At 52.2% G+C, this 14,981-nt stretch carries 14 protein-coding genes; 13 read left to right on the forward strand and 1 reads right to left on the reverse strand.

Annotation, left to right across the window (positions count from 1 at the left end):
* Positions 1-45 precede the first annotated feature (45 nt).
* From ABC336_RS30635 to ABC336_RS30650, 4 genes are read left to right on the forward strand one after another with little or no spacing between them, the layout of a single operon-like run.
* A complete protein-coding gene (locus tag ABC336_RS30635) occupies positions 46-939 on the forward strand; it encodes a carbohydrate ABC transporter permease (RefSeq protein WP_413242278.1) in 894 nt (297 codons plus the stop codon).
* A complete protein-coding gene (locus ABC336_RS30640; protein WP_413242279.1) occupies positions 921-1,787 on the forward strand; it encodes a carbohydrate ABC transporter permease in 867 nt (288 codons plus the stop codon). The genes ABC336_RS30635 and ABC336_RS30640 overlap by 19 nt, the downstream gene beginning before the upstream one ends.
* 4 nt (positions 1,788-1,791) lie before the next feature.
* Positions 1,792-4,263: a family 43 glycosylhydrolase gene (locus ABC336_RS30645; RefSeq protein ID WP_413242280.1), complete on the forward strand. Its 2,472-nt coding sequence runs from the start codon at positions 1,792-1,794 to the stop codon at positions 4,261-4,263.
* 40 nt (positions 4,264-4,303) lie between these two features.
* Positions 4,304-6,124, forward strand: coding sequence for a glycoside hydrolase family 2 protein (locus tag ABC336_RS30650; protein WP_413242281.1), 1,821 nt, complete (start codon positions 4,304-4,306; stop codon positions 6,122-6,124).
* Between the two features lie 102 nt (positions 6,125-6,226).
* On the opposite strand, the gene ABC336_RS30655 is transcribed toward ABC336_RS30650, so the two are convergent.
* Positions 6,227-6,610: a winged helix-turn-helix transcriptional regulator gene (locus ABC336_RS30655; protein ID WP_413242282.1), complete on the reverse strand. Its 384-nt coding sequence runs from the start codon at positions 6,608-6,610 to the stop codon at positions 6,227-6,229.
* 237 nt (positions 6,611-6,847) lie between these two features.
* Between ABC336_RS30655 and ABC336_RS30660 the strand changes: the two genes are divergently transcribed.
* From ABC336_RS30660 to ABC336_RS30700, 9 genes are all read left to right on the forward strand, one after another.
* Positions 6,848-7,384: an NAD(P)H-dependent oxidoreductase gene (locus ABC336_RS30660; RefSeq protein ID WP_413242283.1), complete on the forward strand. Its 537-nt coding sequence runs from the start codon at positions 6,848-6,850 to the stop codon at positions 7,382-7,384.
* Positions 7,385-7,526: 142 nt separating this feature from the next.
* Positions 7,527-7,883: an ArsR/SmtB family transcription factor gene (locus tag ABC336_RS30665; protein WP_413242284.1), complete on the forward strand. Its 357-nt coding sequence runs from the start codon at positions 7,527-7,529 to the stop codon at positions 7,881-7,883.
* Positions 7,880-8,275, forward strand: a complete 396-nt coding sequence (locus ABC336_RS30670) for an SRPBCC family protein (RefSeq protein ID WP_413242285.1) — start codon at positions 7,880-7,882, stop codon at positions 8,273-8,275. The genes ABC336_RS30665 and ABC336_RS30670 overlap by 4 nt, the downstream gene beginning before the upstream one ends.
* 158 nt (positions 8,276-8,433) lie before the next feature.
* Complete coding sequence (locus tag ABC336_RS30675) at positions 8,434-8,814, forward strand: iron chaperone (protein WP_413242286.1); 381 nt, start codon at positions 8,434-8,436, stop codon at positions 8,812-8,814.
* 88 nt (positions 8,815-8,902) lie between these two features.
* Positions 8,903-9,610 carry an FAD-dependent oxidoreductase gene (locus ABC336_RS30680; protein ID WP_413242287.1) on the forward strand — a complete coding sequence of 236 codons (708 nt, stop codon included), beginning with the start codon at positions 8,903-8,905 and terminating at the stop codon, positions 9,608-9,610.
* Between the two features lie 124 nt (positions 9,611-9,734).
* Entirely contained in the window at positions 9,735-10,262 is a 528-nt protein-coding gene (locus ABC336_RS30685; protein WP_413242288.1) for a P-loop nucleotide/nucleoside kinase family protein, read from the forward strand.
* Positions 10,263-10,554: 292 nt separating this feature from the next.
* Positions 10,555-12,825 (forward strand): helix-turn-helix domain-containing protein, encoded by a 2,271-nt coding sequence (locus tag ABC336_RS30690; protein WP_413242289.1) that lies wholly within the window; start codon positions 10,555-10,557, stop codon positions 12,823-12,825.
* A gap of 250 nt (positions 12,826-13,075) precedes the next feature.
* Positions 13,076-14,038 carry an ABC transporter permease gene (locus ABC336_RS30695; protein ID WP_413242290.1) on the forward strand — a complete coding sequence of 321 codons (963 nt, stop codon included), beginning with the start codon at positions 13,076-13,078 and terminating at the stop codon, positions 14,036-14,038.
* Positions 14,039-14,053: 15 nt separating this feature from the next.
* Complete coding sequence (locus ABC336_RS30700; RefSeq protein ID WP_413242291.1) at positions 14,054-14,947, forward strand: carbohydrate ABC transporter permease; 894 nt, start codon at positions 14,054-14,056, stop codon at positions 14,945-14,947.
* The last annotated feature ends 34 nt before the right edge of the window (positions 14,948-14,981 follow it).

The following is a 14,981-nucleotide window of genomic DNA, read 5'->3' on the forward strand; positions in this document are numbered from 1 at the left end:
CGGTTAACGAACCGTCCGATGATTCCAGACGAAGGTGGAACGATTATGAATGCGAAGCTCACCGGGTATCGAAGAAAGGAACTGGGCTGGCTGTATCTGTTTGTCGCGCCGCCGGTTCTGGGGTTCCTGATCTTCGGTCTTGCCCCTCTAATATTCTCCATCTATATCAGCTTTCAGAAATGGGATATGCTTACCGATCCGCAGTGGGTCGGACTGGGCAACTATACGGAGCTGCTCAAGGACGACAAAGTATTCAAGTCGATGTTCAACACGCTCTATCTGATGATCGGGATCCCGATCGGCATGATCCTGTCACTGCTGCTCGCGATTCTGATGAACCGCAAATTCAGGGGAATCTCCTTCATGCGAACCATCTACTATTTGCCGGTAATCTCACCTATCATCGCGGTAGCTCTGCTGTGGCAGTGGATCCTCAACACCGACTATGGCCTGCTTAACAATTATCTTTGGGATGTATTCGGGATCCGCGGACCGAACTGGCTCGGCGATCCGAATTGGGTCAAGCCGTCGCTTATCCTGATCGGGCTGTGGGGCGGGCTTGGCGGCAATATGGTGTTGTATCTGGCCGGTCTGCAATCCGTGTCCTCAACCTACTATGAAGCTGCAGATATCGACGGGGCCGGAGCGTGGCACAAATTTACGAAAATAACGGTTCCGCTGCTGACGCCGATTCATTTCTTCGTGCTTGTCATGGGCATTATCGGGGCCTTCCAGACGTTCAGTCAGATCTATGTCTTGGCGACGGACGGAGGTCCGGAATACAGCGGCGCAACCATTGTCTTTTATATCTTCCAGCATGCATTCACGTACTTCAACATGGGTTATGCAAGTGCGGCAGCCTGGGTGCTCGGAGCCATTATATTTATTGTCACGCTGCTGCAATTCAAGCTATCTAAAAAATGGGTTTATTCGGATTAGGGGGTGTACCTGTGAAAAGAGAAAAAATCGCCGATCTGTGGGCGCTGTTAATCCTGCTTGCAGGCGCGATATTTATGGTCGCGCCGTTCCTATGGACCGTCTCGACCTCGCTCAAAAGCCAGCGGATGATCTTCGATATGCCTCCCCAATGGATCCCGGACCCGGTCTCCTTCGCGAATTACCGGGATGTCTGGGGGCAGTCGCCGCTGCTGTACGGCTTCATGAACAGTCTCATCATCGTCGCCGCGGTTCTGACGATCGGCATGTTAGTCTCGGCTATGGCGGCATATGCATTCGGGAAGTTCGAATTTCCGTTCAAAGGCGTGCTGTTCATGGGGCTGCTCGGTACGATGATGATCCCGTACTCGGTCGTTATGATCCCGCAGTATATCGGGTTCTCCGAGCTGAACTGGGTCGATACGCTGCTGCCGCTCATCGTGCCAGGGTTGTTCGGCAACATCGTCGTCATCTTCTTCATCCGGCAGTACCTGCAAGGGGCGCTGCCCAACGATCTGATCGAAGCGGCCAAAATCGACGGCTGCGGATTTTTCCGCACCTTCTGGAGCATTGCGATGCCGACGATGAAGCCCGCGCTTGCAGCGCAAGCCGCTCTTAGCTTCATGGGCATCTGGAACGACTTCCTGGGGCCGCTCATCTACCTGCACACCCCAGAGAAGCAGACGATACAAGTACTGATCGCTTCGATGCAGGCGCTGTATATTAGCCAATCGAACTATCCGATGATTATGGCTGCGGCTGTCATCGCGATGATTCCGGTAATCGTAGTTTTCTTCTTCTGTCAGCGCTATTTCATCGAATCCTTGGCGATTAGCGGGATTAAAGGTTAATGGCATGAAATATCTTGCGGTACGATCTGCGATAGGAGGCACACTCGTCCTGGCAGCTGCGCTGGTGCTGGGCGGGTGCGATACTGATATAAAGCCGGAGGCGATCGATATGAGCAGCTATGAATCTGTGTACGCAAATCCTTTTCCTTCACTAGAGCAGGAGTGGGAGGATTATGGCAACGGCGACCCTTTTGTGATGCGTTATGACGGACGTTATTACTTGTATGTAAGTACAAAGGATCACCGGGCAGGCATCAAAGCCTGGGAGTCGGACGATCTCGTCCATTGGCGTTATGCCGGGCTGGTCACAGAGGATCCGGTGTCTACCGGCGCTTATGCTCCGGAAGTCTTCTATTGGAATGGTTCCTTCTATCTCTATACCTCACCTGCGGGACAGGGTCACTACGTCTATCGCAGCGAGTCGCCGACCGGACCGTTCGAGCGGATCACAGACAATCTTGGGATGAGCATCGACGGTTCGGTGTTCATCGATGACGATGGCAGCTGGACCTTCACCCATGCCGGTACGGGCGGGATCGTCGGCGTGCCGATGGACGATCCGGTGACGTTCGGCTCCGGACGCACGCTGGAAGGCACGTTCCTCGGACATTGGACGGAAGGCTCGATGATCATCAAACGGGGCGGCATTTACTACATGACGCTTACAGGCAACCATGTGTTCAGCAAGGGCTACCGGGTACACTATGCGGTCTCCGAGGACTCCCCGCTGGGCCCGTATACGATGCCCGCGAACAATCCGATAGCGATCAGCACCACAGCGGATTTCTTCGGTCTGGGCCATAGCTCGACCGTCATGGGACCCGATCTGGACTCATATTATCTCGTCTACCACAATCTGGTCGGCAGCTCGGCGGAAGGCCCGCCGGTCCGGCAGATGAACATCGACCGGCTCGTATTTAACGGGAAGAAGATGGATGTGCTCGGACCGACGAACTATGATCAGCCGGTGCCGCGGCAGCCTGACTTCTCGGATCGGCTGGACGAGTCGGTGAGCCCTGACCGCTGGCATATAACCGCAATGGAGCATGGCAGAGGGGCGGTAAGCCAGGCATCTACGGAAGAGGTCTATACAGCAGAGTTTAATGTACAACCGCTTCGTGAAGGCAGCGGGGATACTCAGCTCGAGCTCTTGTTCGGTTATCGTGACGAAGCCAATTACGCTAGCGTGGCATTGGACTTTGCGGCTGGTCAAGCGCTGCTGGTTCATCATGCAGACGGACAACAAGAGACGCTCGGGGAAGCGGTGCTGCCTGCGGACGTGGATTGGACTAAGCTGCATAACGTCCGTCTCGAACGCGGGGAGTCAAGCTTGCGGCTGTATGTAGACGCGCGTCTAATTCTGGAAGTAATCGATGAAGGGAGAGCGGGCGCCGGCGGCATCGGTTACCGGTATGAAGGGGAAGAGCCGCTGGTATCGTATGTGGCCTTCGCTAATAGTGCTAATGGCAGCAGCGACTTCGAGACAGCCAAGCCGCTCCCGGGTACGGTCGAAGCGGTCCACTACTTGGGAGGCCGCGGCCGCGGCTTCCATGTCGGGCAGACTGCCGATGCGCCAGCCTGGCGCATCGCGGATGGCACTGACGTGCGGGAGACGGAGGACGGGAGCTATAGCGTCACGCTGAGCGAGAAGGGAGATTGGCTTCGCTACGCGCTCAATGTCTCTCAGAGCGGCACTTACGCGATCGATTTCACAGTAGGATCCGCAGCCGTTCCGGCCAAGGTAGAAGTCATCGTGGATGGGCAATCGGCGGGCACCTTTAACGTGGAGAAACCCGAGGGTTTGCAAGAGGCAACCGCAGCCAAGGTCCGGGCCGGCACAATCGAACTGGAGCAGGGCTTCCGCGACCTGCAGCTGAAGCTGGCAGGCGGACAGCTGGCATGGCTGTCGGCGGACTTCAATCTGGTCGACACCGCGCCCTTCCATGAGGAAGCGCTGCTGTCTTCATCAGGCGCGGACGATATCCATGGTGCCTGGAGCCGCGATGGCGAGCGTTATGCCGGTGCTAGCGATGGAGATGTGAAGATGTACGGCGGCAATGCCCGGTGGAGCGACTACACGATCGAGACCACCGTAGAATCCGGTGACGCCCCATCGGGAGAGACGGGCTTGCTGCTGCGGGTGACGAATGAATCCGATTTTGTCCATCAGGTTCAGGAAGCGCTCATGGGCTACTACGTATCGGTGAGCTCGGGCAAGCTGCAGCTGTACCGGCTTAATTACGACTCGACGCTAGTGGATGCCGTGCGCATCACGTTCCCTCGGAACGAATCGGTGCGACTGCGCGTCGAAGCTGAAGGCAGCACGATTCGGGCGTATTGGGGGGACGAACCCGATCCTGTCCTGACTTATGTTGATCCGGATGTTTTCATGCAGGGCCGAGCGGGGATTCGCTCCGTATATGCGGACCAGCTCACGATTGGCGATCTGTCGGTTACATCCCTTCCTGCACCATAATACATCAAGCGATCGGTATGATCGGCAAGGAGCATAACACATGAAGGAAACTAGCAATTATCTTGATTACCCCAGACCGCAGTTCGTAAGGAAGCAATGGCAGAGCCTGAATGGGGAATGGGAATTCGACTATGATGACAGAGAGCAAGGCGACCGCGAGGGCTGGCAATCCGGCATGCCGCTGTCGCGGACGATCCAGGTGCCGTTCTGCTATCAGAGCGAGCTGAGCGGCATCGGGGAGAATGCGATGCATGATACGGTCTGGTACCGGCGTACGTTTCAGTTGGAGAGCAAAAGAGATAACTATCGTCAGCTGCTGCATTTCGGCGCCGTTGATTATGCCGCCTGGGTCTGGGTCAACGGCACCCTCGTGGCTGCCCATGAAGGCGGTCATACCCCGTTCTCGGCAGATATCACGCATGCAGTGCGGGGCGGGAGCAATGAGATCGTCGTCAAGGCCCAGGATGACAGCCGGGATGTGACGCTGCCCAGAGGCAAGCAGTTCTGGAAGGAAGAACCCGAGCAGGTGTTCTATACGCGGACGACCGGCATCTGGCAGACCGTGTGGCTTGAGGAAGTCTACCGCTCGTATCTGGATAAGGTGTTCATGACCCCGGATATCGACCGCAATGACATCCGCATCCGGGTTCACACGAAAGGCTGGGTGCCGGGATTGCAATTGCGCGCGCGCATCTCCTTCGATGGCAAGGTTGTGTCGGAGGATCTGTTCATGCTGAGCGAGGCGGAGGAGACGCGGACGATCGGGCTCCATGATTTCAACGATCATGGACTGGGGCGCTGGTGGTCGCCGGAAAAGCCACATCTGTATGACATTTCCTTCGAGCTGCTAGAGGAAGGAGAGGTTGTCGATCAGGCCGATAGCTACTTCGGCATGCGCAAGATCTCGGTTGAAGACGGCAAGGTCTGTCTGAACAACCGGCCTTATGTGATGAAGCTGGTGCTCGATCAGGGGTATTTCCCGGGCGGCCTGCTCACGGCACCCTCCGGCGAGGCGCTGAGACGGGATGTCGAGCTGACGAAGGCGATGGGCTTCAATGGTGCGCGCAAGCATCAGAAGATCGAAGATCCCCGGTACCTGTATTGGTGCGACAAGCTGGGACTGCTGGTATGGGGGGAGATGGCCAACGCCTATCAATATTCGGAGACTTATGTGCAGCGGATGACGCGGGAATGGCAAGAGGCTGTGTTGCGCGACTACAATCACCCCTGCATCGTCGTATGGGTCCCCATCAATGAAAGCTGGGGTGTACCCAATATGCTGATCGACAAGCGACAGCAGCAGCATACGCTAGCGATGTATTATCTGACCAAGTCGCTGGATGCAACCAGGCTGGTGCTGTCCAATGACGGCTGGGAGCATACGAAATCCGACCTCGCGACGATTCATGATTATGAGCACCGTAGAGAAGTGCTGGAGGAGCGTTATGCGACAGCCGATGCCGCGATTGGCAGTATCGCCCAGAACCGCTGGATTTACGTCCCGGGCTACGAATATGGCGGAGAACCCATTCATCTATCCGAGTTCGGAGGGATCTCCTATCGCAAAGGGGACGCAGAAGGCTGGGGATACTCGGCTGCAGTCGATGCGGAGGACTTCCTGCAGCGGGTCATTGACGTCATGGAGCCGATCGCCAGCTCCAAGACGTTGCAGGGCTACTGTTATACGCAATTGACCGATATCGAGCAGGAGATCAATGGATTGCTCACCTTCGATCGAGAACCGAAGCTGCCGCTGGAAGTCATCCGTAAGCTTAATCAGGGAGAGTTTGGCGGCTTTATGGAAGAATTGCCCAAAGTTACAGAAGAGAATATAAGGAAAAAAGCTGCAGCTGTACAATAAGTTAAAAGATTAGGATTGACCAAACCACGCCTGGCGTGGTTTTTTCTTTTAGGCGAAGCCGTTTCAGCTTGTCCCCGCTGGGGCCCAGATCTGTAAGGGGGACTACCCCTCCAGTCGGTCTGTTCCTTCTTGCGTGGAAGAGCCATGGAGATCGTCCTTGTACTCCAAGTGCCGGTACCCCCAGCTACACATTTCATTTAGAATGGCTGATATCGACTCCCCGTAAGGCGATAAAGAATATTCGACTTTAGGCGGGATTTGCTGATATACAATTCTGACGACCAGTCCGTCCCGTTCGAGTTCTCGAAGGTGATTTGTCAGCATCCCCTGCGTAATATTCGGCAGCAGCCTCCTAAGTTCACCGAATCTTTTCGTTCCGTCATTCATCAGAATAAACAAGATCAAAGGTTTCCATTTGCCTCCGATCACTTTGAGCGTGGTAAGTATGCCGTTTGTGTGATCGTGCACCTTGGAGTTGACTCCCATCTGATCAAGCCCTCCTTACCGTTCTCTAAGCCTATTTTATCAGGATACTCGTAAGGCGCATAGTACGATGCTTTTTCATACCTAGTACGATTTTTCATACTGTCGTCTCTCTGCGGCAGAAAGGCTATTGGTACGTTTTTAGAAGATAGTACGATAATAAAGCGTACTTTACAATCCACTCCAAGTTGGCGAAAATGAGAACACATCGCGATGATATTAGTTGTGAGGATGATTATAATGAACATAATGACGATCGTGGCTCATCCCGATCTGGCAGTCTCCAAGGCCAACAAGGTTTTCAGTAAGGAGCAGCAGAAGGCGGGCATTTACGTCCATGATTTGTATGATAAATATCCTGACTGGCGTGTTGATGTGCAGCATGAGCAGCAGCTCCTGCTTCAGCATGATCGAGTCGTCCTGCAGTTTCCTTTCTATTGGTACAGCTGTCCGCCTTTGTTGAAAAAATGGTTCGACGATGTGTTTTCATTCGGTTGGGCCTACGGACCAGGAGGAGATAAATTAAAGGGGAAGTCCTTTGTGATCGTTACTACGATTGGAGGTCCGGAGGATCAGTATGCGTCGGGCGGGTCCAACCAATACACCATCCGTGAGTTTTTACGACCAATCGAAAGAACGATCACCCGCTGCGGTGCTAGATATCTACCACCGTTCGCAACCTTTGACGTCAGCTCGCTTTCGGAAGAGGAGCTCGCGCAGCAGGCAAAGCAATGTCTCGATACCATTCAAACACCAGCTGATTTGCTCGTTAATTAACGTCCGAGAGCAGCCGATCTTTATGATCTGCTGCTCTTTTGTTGGGCGGACAACAGGTTTGATTCAAATCATGACATTCTTGACACGACACCAAACGGTGACCTATAATCAAAGCGCAGCAAATTATATGAGAGTAACAGCCATGACTGGCAATATAGGAGAGGTTGTTGTGAGAGAAAGCAGCGAGTCAAGAGATGTTTTTGACGCGATTGCGGATTCGACCCGGCGGCAGTTGATCCACTTGTTATCCGAAGCGGATGAGATGCCGCTGCACGAGTTAACCCCGCATTTTGAGATGGGCCGAACCGCAGTATCCAAGCACTTGACCATTCTGAAGGAAGCCGATCTCGTCCATGACCGCAAAGTCGGCAGAGAGACGCGGTATAGTCTTAACGCCGCACCGCTCAGAGAAATTCAAGATTGGGTCGGTTTCTATAGCAAGTTCTGGCATACAAACATGATGCGTTTGGGCCAGTTATTGGAGGAGGAAGAAGATTGAGCTTGAAGTTGGAAATGGATTTTCTGTATACGACTACGATTGAGAAGCTTTGGACCGCGATTACTGATGCGAGCAAGCTGGAAAAATGGGTGCTGCCCAATAATTTTAAACCTGTTGTCGGGTACCAATTTCAATTCCGCAACCAACCGAATGAATACTGGGACGGCATCATCGATGGGGAAGTGCTGGTCGTCGATCCGCCGAACCGCTTGTCCTACTCCTGGGCGGTCGGCGAGGAGAAGCATACCGTCAACTGGACGCTAAGGGATCTGGGAGACGGCAATGTCAATCTGCATCTCGAACAAACCGGATTCTCCAATCCGTACGGTCTTGCCGGAGCGAAGCAGGGATGGAGCGCCTGGAGCGCCGAGTTGGAAAAACTGCTGGCCTAAATGTTTTGGGCCCGGAAAAAATCGAACGATAAGTAGTGGAGAGGAGAGGGAGGCGGGAGAAATGAGCTCGTGCTTACGAAGCCAGCCCTTCTTCTCGTAGCGGTCATAAGTACGTTATTTCAGAATCGAGCTACTAGCCTTGACTTGGAGGGGACATAATGGAGGAGTTTGCAGCATACTTAGCGAGTATCGATAACCCTGACCATCGCAGCCGGGTGGAAGAAGTGTTTGCTTGGGTATTTCGGACATTCCCTGAATTGATGCCAAAAGTGGCATGGAATCAACCGATGTTTACCCACCGCGAAACTTATATCATCGGCTTTAGCGTATCCAAACAGCATATGGCTGTTTCCCCTGAAGCGGCAGGGATCATAAGATTTACAGAAGAGATTGGGAAGGCCGGGTTTAAACACACCAACCAGTTGGTTCGTTTTCCTTGGAACCGTCCATTTGATTTCGAATTATTAGAGAAAATGATCGCTTTCAATATAGAGGATAAGGCGAATTGCAAGACGTTTTGGAGGGCTGATAGTCCATAACAGGATTGACAGGACACCAAATGGTGACCTATAATCAAATAGTCACTAAATGGTGTCCTATACCAAGGAACAAATGGAGGAATAAATAATGAGTTTTTTCCAAGATATGTTCTCCATATTTAAAAAGAGAGAATTGGCGTTTTTGGAGAGCTATAAGGAATCTGAAGATGTCTATTCATTTTTATTTAAAAAAGAAAACGATGTAACCTGGAAAGCAGGACAATACGGCTTATTCATCATTACCCACCGCAAAGTCAAAAACAGCACCAAGCCATTCAGTATTGCATCTGCTCCCCTTGAGGATGTTGTTCGAATCACTACGCGTATAAGTGATCAGCCGAGCGATTACAAAAAAGCACTGCTGGAGCTAAAGCAAGGCATGAAAATAAAAATGGGCGGTCCCGTTGGGTCGTTTCACCTGGATCACACCAAGCCTTCCCTCCTAATTGCAGGCGGAATCGGAATCACTCCGTTTCGGGCAATGCTCAAACAAATGGCAGCCGCAGGGAATAAAGGGGGACAACCCATCCAGCTTCTCTATTTAGATAGCAATAAGTCCTACTTATATAAAGATGAATTGGATGCTTTGGCTAACCAGCTTTCCTTTAAGGTAACCTATCTTGATTCGAGGGATGAGTTAGAGCAGGAGATGAACCAATATATTAACTTACACAAAGACAAGGCCAACTACTTGATTGCAGGACCGAAGTCGATCGTAGATTCGCTTTCCTCTACGATCAAGCAGAATAATATTCCGAAACGGAATATCCAAAAGGATGCCTTCTTTGGGTACTAACCCTCACAAGTTTCGAGCCCACGCCTGACGTGGCTTTTTTGTTCTTAAGCTTCGAAGCCAAGCCCCACTTTGTAGGGTTATTTTATGATGAATACCGCTTGAACAAAATGAGGGGGGTAAACCAATGCAATCTATTAACAATTCGCCTGTCGTTTACCTGATCTCAGGACCGCTAGGCGTCGGTAAATCAACCATTTCCAAAACGCTGGCTAACACGATGCAACAATGTGCATTGATCGAGGGTGATCTCCTATTGCACATGTACCACGGAGAAACCGAGCCGCCTTGGGAGGATCGTCTCCGGTTAGCTTGGCTTCATATCGCAGCTGTGACGCGTAACCTGGTGCGGGAAGGGCTGGACGTGGTGATCGATTTCGTCGTGGAAGACGAGCTGAGTTGGTTCTGTGACCAGATAGCCGATCTAGATGGGGCCCTTCATTATGTTGTGCTGCACGCAGAACCAGGTACCATCTCCGCACGGCTCGATAAGCGGGGCGATCCGGAGTCGATTCACCGCTCGCTCTTCCTTCGGAACAAGTTGATGGCATCTCCGAACAATCAGCCCTTCCTGCTGGACGCAGGCAGCAAACAGCCGGATGAGCTTGCTCAGGACATCTTGAAGGATGACCGGTTTCACATGATGAAAAGGTAGAAAAAGCCGCATACATCGCGGCTTTTTTGAATTCTAAAGTATATGATTCTCTCATCTACTTGACTTATATTTTTCCGACAAAGGGCGACGCCATGTGCTTACGAAGCCAGTTTTTCTTTGCAAAACTCTTAGGCGTAGCCGTTTCACCTTGTCCGTCAAGAAGCGGATTCATATTTATTATATGGTTCTACATGAATCTTATATTGACCGACCGCAACGTAGTTTGTAAGATTGGGATACATATGTATACATAGATAAATGTAAGCGTTTCCTTGTAATCAGGGGGGGTTGTATGAAACGAATACCTATGATGTTGCAGCTGATCGTCATCCTATTTTGTATTATGGCTATTCCTACGGCGATCTTGACATGGTACAGCGGCGAGCAGATGAGGCACCAGTCTGAGCATGCAATTGCTGAATCAGCACTCGACGGCTTGATAGCGAGCAGCCGGTTAAATGAAAATATGCTGAACAATCTTGCGCACAACACGGTTCGTCTGACGGCAACGCATATATTTGACCGTATCCGCCCGTATGCAACGTACAATGAATTGAATGCGAATTTCAATACGGTCAGCAACGGGAGGGCTGTCCTGTATCAATTATTGAATCTGAATCGGATGGGCGAAGGGGTCCATTCGTCTTCCTTTTACCTCACTGACTCCGATTACGAGGTATCTACCGACAAAGGCATCAAGATGCTGGAAAATAACGAATCCCTGGACTGGATGAACGAAGCGCTCAATGGGCACAGAGGGATCAGCGGCGTATGGTTCCCGCGCAGACTCGATACGGGTCACCACGTATTATCCTATGTGTTATCGCTGAACCGCCTTTCAACAACGACTCGCGGCACAGTCGTCGTCAACCTCCATGAAGACCAGATCGAAGAGACATTCCAGTCCTCCGGAGCGGGGCAGAGGGGGTATATCCTGCTTAGCGAGAACGGCACGGTCATCTCTCACCCAGACAAGAGCAGACTTATGAGCAACGTCGTCGCCGATCCGGTCATCGGAGCTATCATCGAGGATGAGGCGAAGGAAGGCTTTGCGTTCCACAAGATCGATGGCGAAAGATTGCTCTATACCTGGTCCAAATCAAGCCATCTCGGCTGGATCAGTGTAAACATCCATTCTGTCGACGAACTGCTGGTCAGCTCCCAGGCGAGGCAGCGCAGTGTCATTATCCTGACCGCAGTCATTATCCTGGCTGGTACGGTCCTGGCAGTGGTGCTCGCAACCTGGGTCTCCAAGCCGGCAAGAGAGCTGGTGCGCACGATGCGCTCACGGGGCAATCTGGCCGTGAAGGACGCCAATGAATTGGCTTACCTCAATGCCGCGTTCAAAAGGATGCGCGAAGAGGAGGAAGGACTGAACCAACTGCTGCACAAACGTGAACAGGATGCCCGCAGTCTGGCGGTTCACCAGTTAATCCGGGGGGAGCAAACCCCGGAAGCAAGTGAAGTGTTCCCTTGGTCTTCCTTTCTCGTAGCCGTCATGTCCATCGATCGGTACTCCTCCTATGTGAATGCCACCAACCCGGAGACGCGAACGTATCATCGGTACCTGCTCATCACCCACTGTCAGAGCCGATTTCCGCAAGGCATCCGTACAGAATGCGTCTATCAAGGCAATGGCAGCTTCATCATCGTGCTCAATTATAAGGACACAGACCGCGAGCGAGCGGGGTCGGACATCCACGACGCGCTTGTCCAGACCAGGGAGAAGGCTGCTGAGCTGCTCCGCCACTCGGTCACGATCGGCGTCAGCAGAAGGGCAGAGGACAGGACCGAGATCCCGGATTGTGTAGCCGAGGCGATGGAATCCATCAAGCAGCGCATGATCGAGGGCAGCGGCGGCATCTTGTACGAGAGAGAGAAGAACGGCAGCAACACGAAATATATCTATCCTGCCAACAGCGAGAGACGGATGCTTAACTATCTGGATCAGGGCGATCTCGACAGCATAGCCAAAGAATTGGAGTTGATCGGCGCCGAGATTCGTTCAGCCGAGTACATCTCCTATGACAACATTCTATTTATCTATTACCAGTTGGTGGGAGTCACGATCAAGCATCTGAGAGAAAACAATGTCAGCACGGCAAGGATCTTTGCAGGGAGAGGCAACGTATATGCCGCCCTTTCCGCCATCGACACATTGGACGAGCTTGAACAGTATGTATATGATTTTTGCCGCGAGATCGTGCAATATCTTGCACGGACACCGGGGGAGAGCAGCAACCAATACGGCGAGCGAATCGTAAGTTACCTGGAGGAGCGCTATCGTGAAGAAATCGTGTTCGAGGAGATGGCGAAGGAAATCGGCATCAGTTACTCTTACATGCGCAAGATCGTCTACGAGATGACCGGACAGAGCCTGAGCGATTATCTCAATATGCTGCGGATCGAGAAGGCGAAGGAGCTGCTCCAGCATTCAGATCTTACGATTACGCAGATCGCTTCCGATGTCGGCTACTATAATGTTCAGAGCTTTAACCGTTTCTTCCGCAAATTCGAGGGACTCCCGCCGAGCGGATATAAAGCAAAAAGCCGGGCCAATTGAGCCGCATCTCACAGCTGCCTCCTGTACGTTTCAACCAGGCAAGGCAGCTTTACTTTTGCTTCTACTTATCAAAATTGATCATCGCAGTGCCGGAAAACCGCTAAAAACCTGGGAAAAGAGCAAAAGTGATAGGTCAATATCAAAGCTCATGATTTACCGTTGCAAAATGAAAGCGCTATGATAAAGGCAACCTCAAGCGATCCGATAAGGGATCCATCAGAGATATTCCGGGTTAAAAGGAGGTGAGACTTTGAAAGCTGAACCAACGGCGAAGGCTGAAACTGCAGCTCTATCTCGCAAGATGTCCTCACGAGGATTCGGTTATTATCTTCGCCGGGACTGGCAGCTGTATGCCCTGTTGACCATTCCACTTGCGTTTGTCCTGCTCTTCAAGTACGCGCCGATGTCCGGCCTCATGCTTGCTTTTAAGGATTATAAGATTGCAAGGGGGTTCTGGGGAAGCGACTGGGTAGGGTTTCAAGTGTTCCTGGATCTGTTTGCCCGTCCAGACTTCGGCCGCGCGGTCCGCAATACGCTGCTGCTCAATGTATTGGATCTGCTCTTCAGTTTTACGGCACCGATCATACTTGCACTATTACTGAATGAAATCAAGAGCGTCTTCTTCAAGCGAGTCAATCAGACGCTGCTCTACCTGCCTCACTTCCTGTCCTGGGTCATCATCGGCGCGATCGCGTATCAGCTTCTCGGTCATGGCAGCGGGATGGTCAATAATCTCCTGGAGCAGCTGGGGGCCAACCGTATCCCGTTCCTGCAGGAGAATACGAACTGGCTGTTCAGTTATCTGGCCATCGGTGTATGGCAGAGCATGGGGTGGGGGACGATCATCTATCTGGCAGCGATCACGGCTGTGAATCCCGAGCTCTACGAAGCGGCCACGGTTGACGGGGCGGGGCGCTGGCGCAAGATGTGGAATGTGACCATCCCATCTATCCGGATGACGATCGTGATGCTGCTTATCCTCAGCCTCGGCAACGTGATGGGAGGTTCGTTCGAGCGGATCATGGCATTGATGAACAAAGCGACGACCGAATATACCACCACGATCCCTGTACTAGTATACCGGTGGGGGATTGAAGGCGGCGATTTCAGCCGGGCCACAGCACTTGGATTGTTCCAAGCGATCATCGGCTTGATCCTCGTACTCCTCGCCGATCGGATCGCCAAGAAATTAGGGGAGGAGGGATTACTGTAGAAAGGAGGCACACCCATGAGAGATAAAGCCTATGCCGCTCCCCGTCGGATTCGCCTGGACGTGTGGGATATCCTGATTCATCTTGTGATCGTTATTGCTTCGCTCGCCTGTCTGTTGCCATTCCTGCATGTTGTGGCAAAGTCTTTAAGCGATGACGCATATGTTATTGCCCAGAAAGTATTTCTGATCCCGCAAGGGTTTACATTGGGTGCATATGAGAAAATTTTCGCTGATGCAAGCATCGTCCGTTCATTGTATGTAAGCGTTGTAGTGACTGTACTATTCACGGTTATCGGCATGATCGTTACCATCTGTGCGGCGTATCCTTTATCCAGGCCTCAACTGAAAGGTCGGGTCGTCCTTACTTTTATCTGCGTGTTTACCCTGTACTTCGGGGGCGGGATTATCCCCGACTACATGCTCGTGAACAGTCTCGGGATGCTGGATACGATCTGGTCGCTCGTGCTGCCGTTGTCGTTCAGCGCGTTCAATATGCTGATCTTGAGAACTTCGATCATGAGTTCGATTCCGATCAGTCTGGAGGAGTCGGCACGGATGGACGGGGCGGGACATTTCCGCATCCTGATCAGCGTGGTGCTGCCATTGTGCAAGCCGATCCTCGCCACCCTTTCATTGTTCTATGCTGTTGGTCGATGGAACGCGTATCAGGATGCCTTGTTCTACATCAAATTTAACGTTGATCTGCGGCCATTGCAGCTGAAGTTGTATTATCTCGTCGTTCAAGCGAGCGAGAGCTTCCAGCTCGAAGCCACCACTGTGCAGCTCTCCAATCCTGAAGTATTGAAGGCATCCGTTGTCGTCTTCGCGACGCTGCCGATCGTCTGTGTCTATCCTTTTATTCAGAAGTATTTTGTCCAAGGCGTCATGCTCGGATCGGTGAAGGGCTAATCCGGCTGGACCGGATAACGTTATTATGATCATA

Source organism: Paenibacillus jepli (assembly GCF_047238105.1).
Classification (GTDB): Bacteria; Bacillota; Bacilli; order Paenibacillales; family Paenibacillaceae; genus Paenibacillus_D.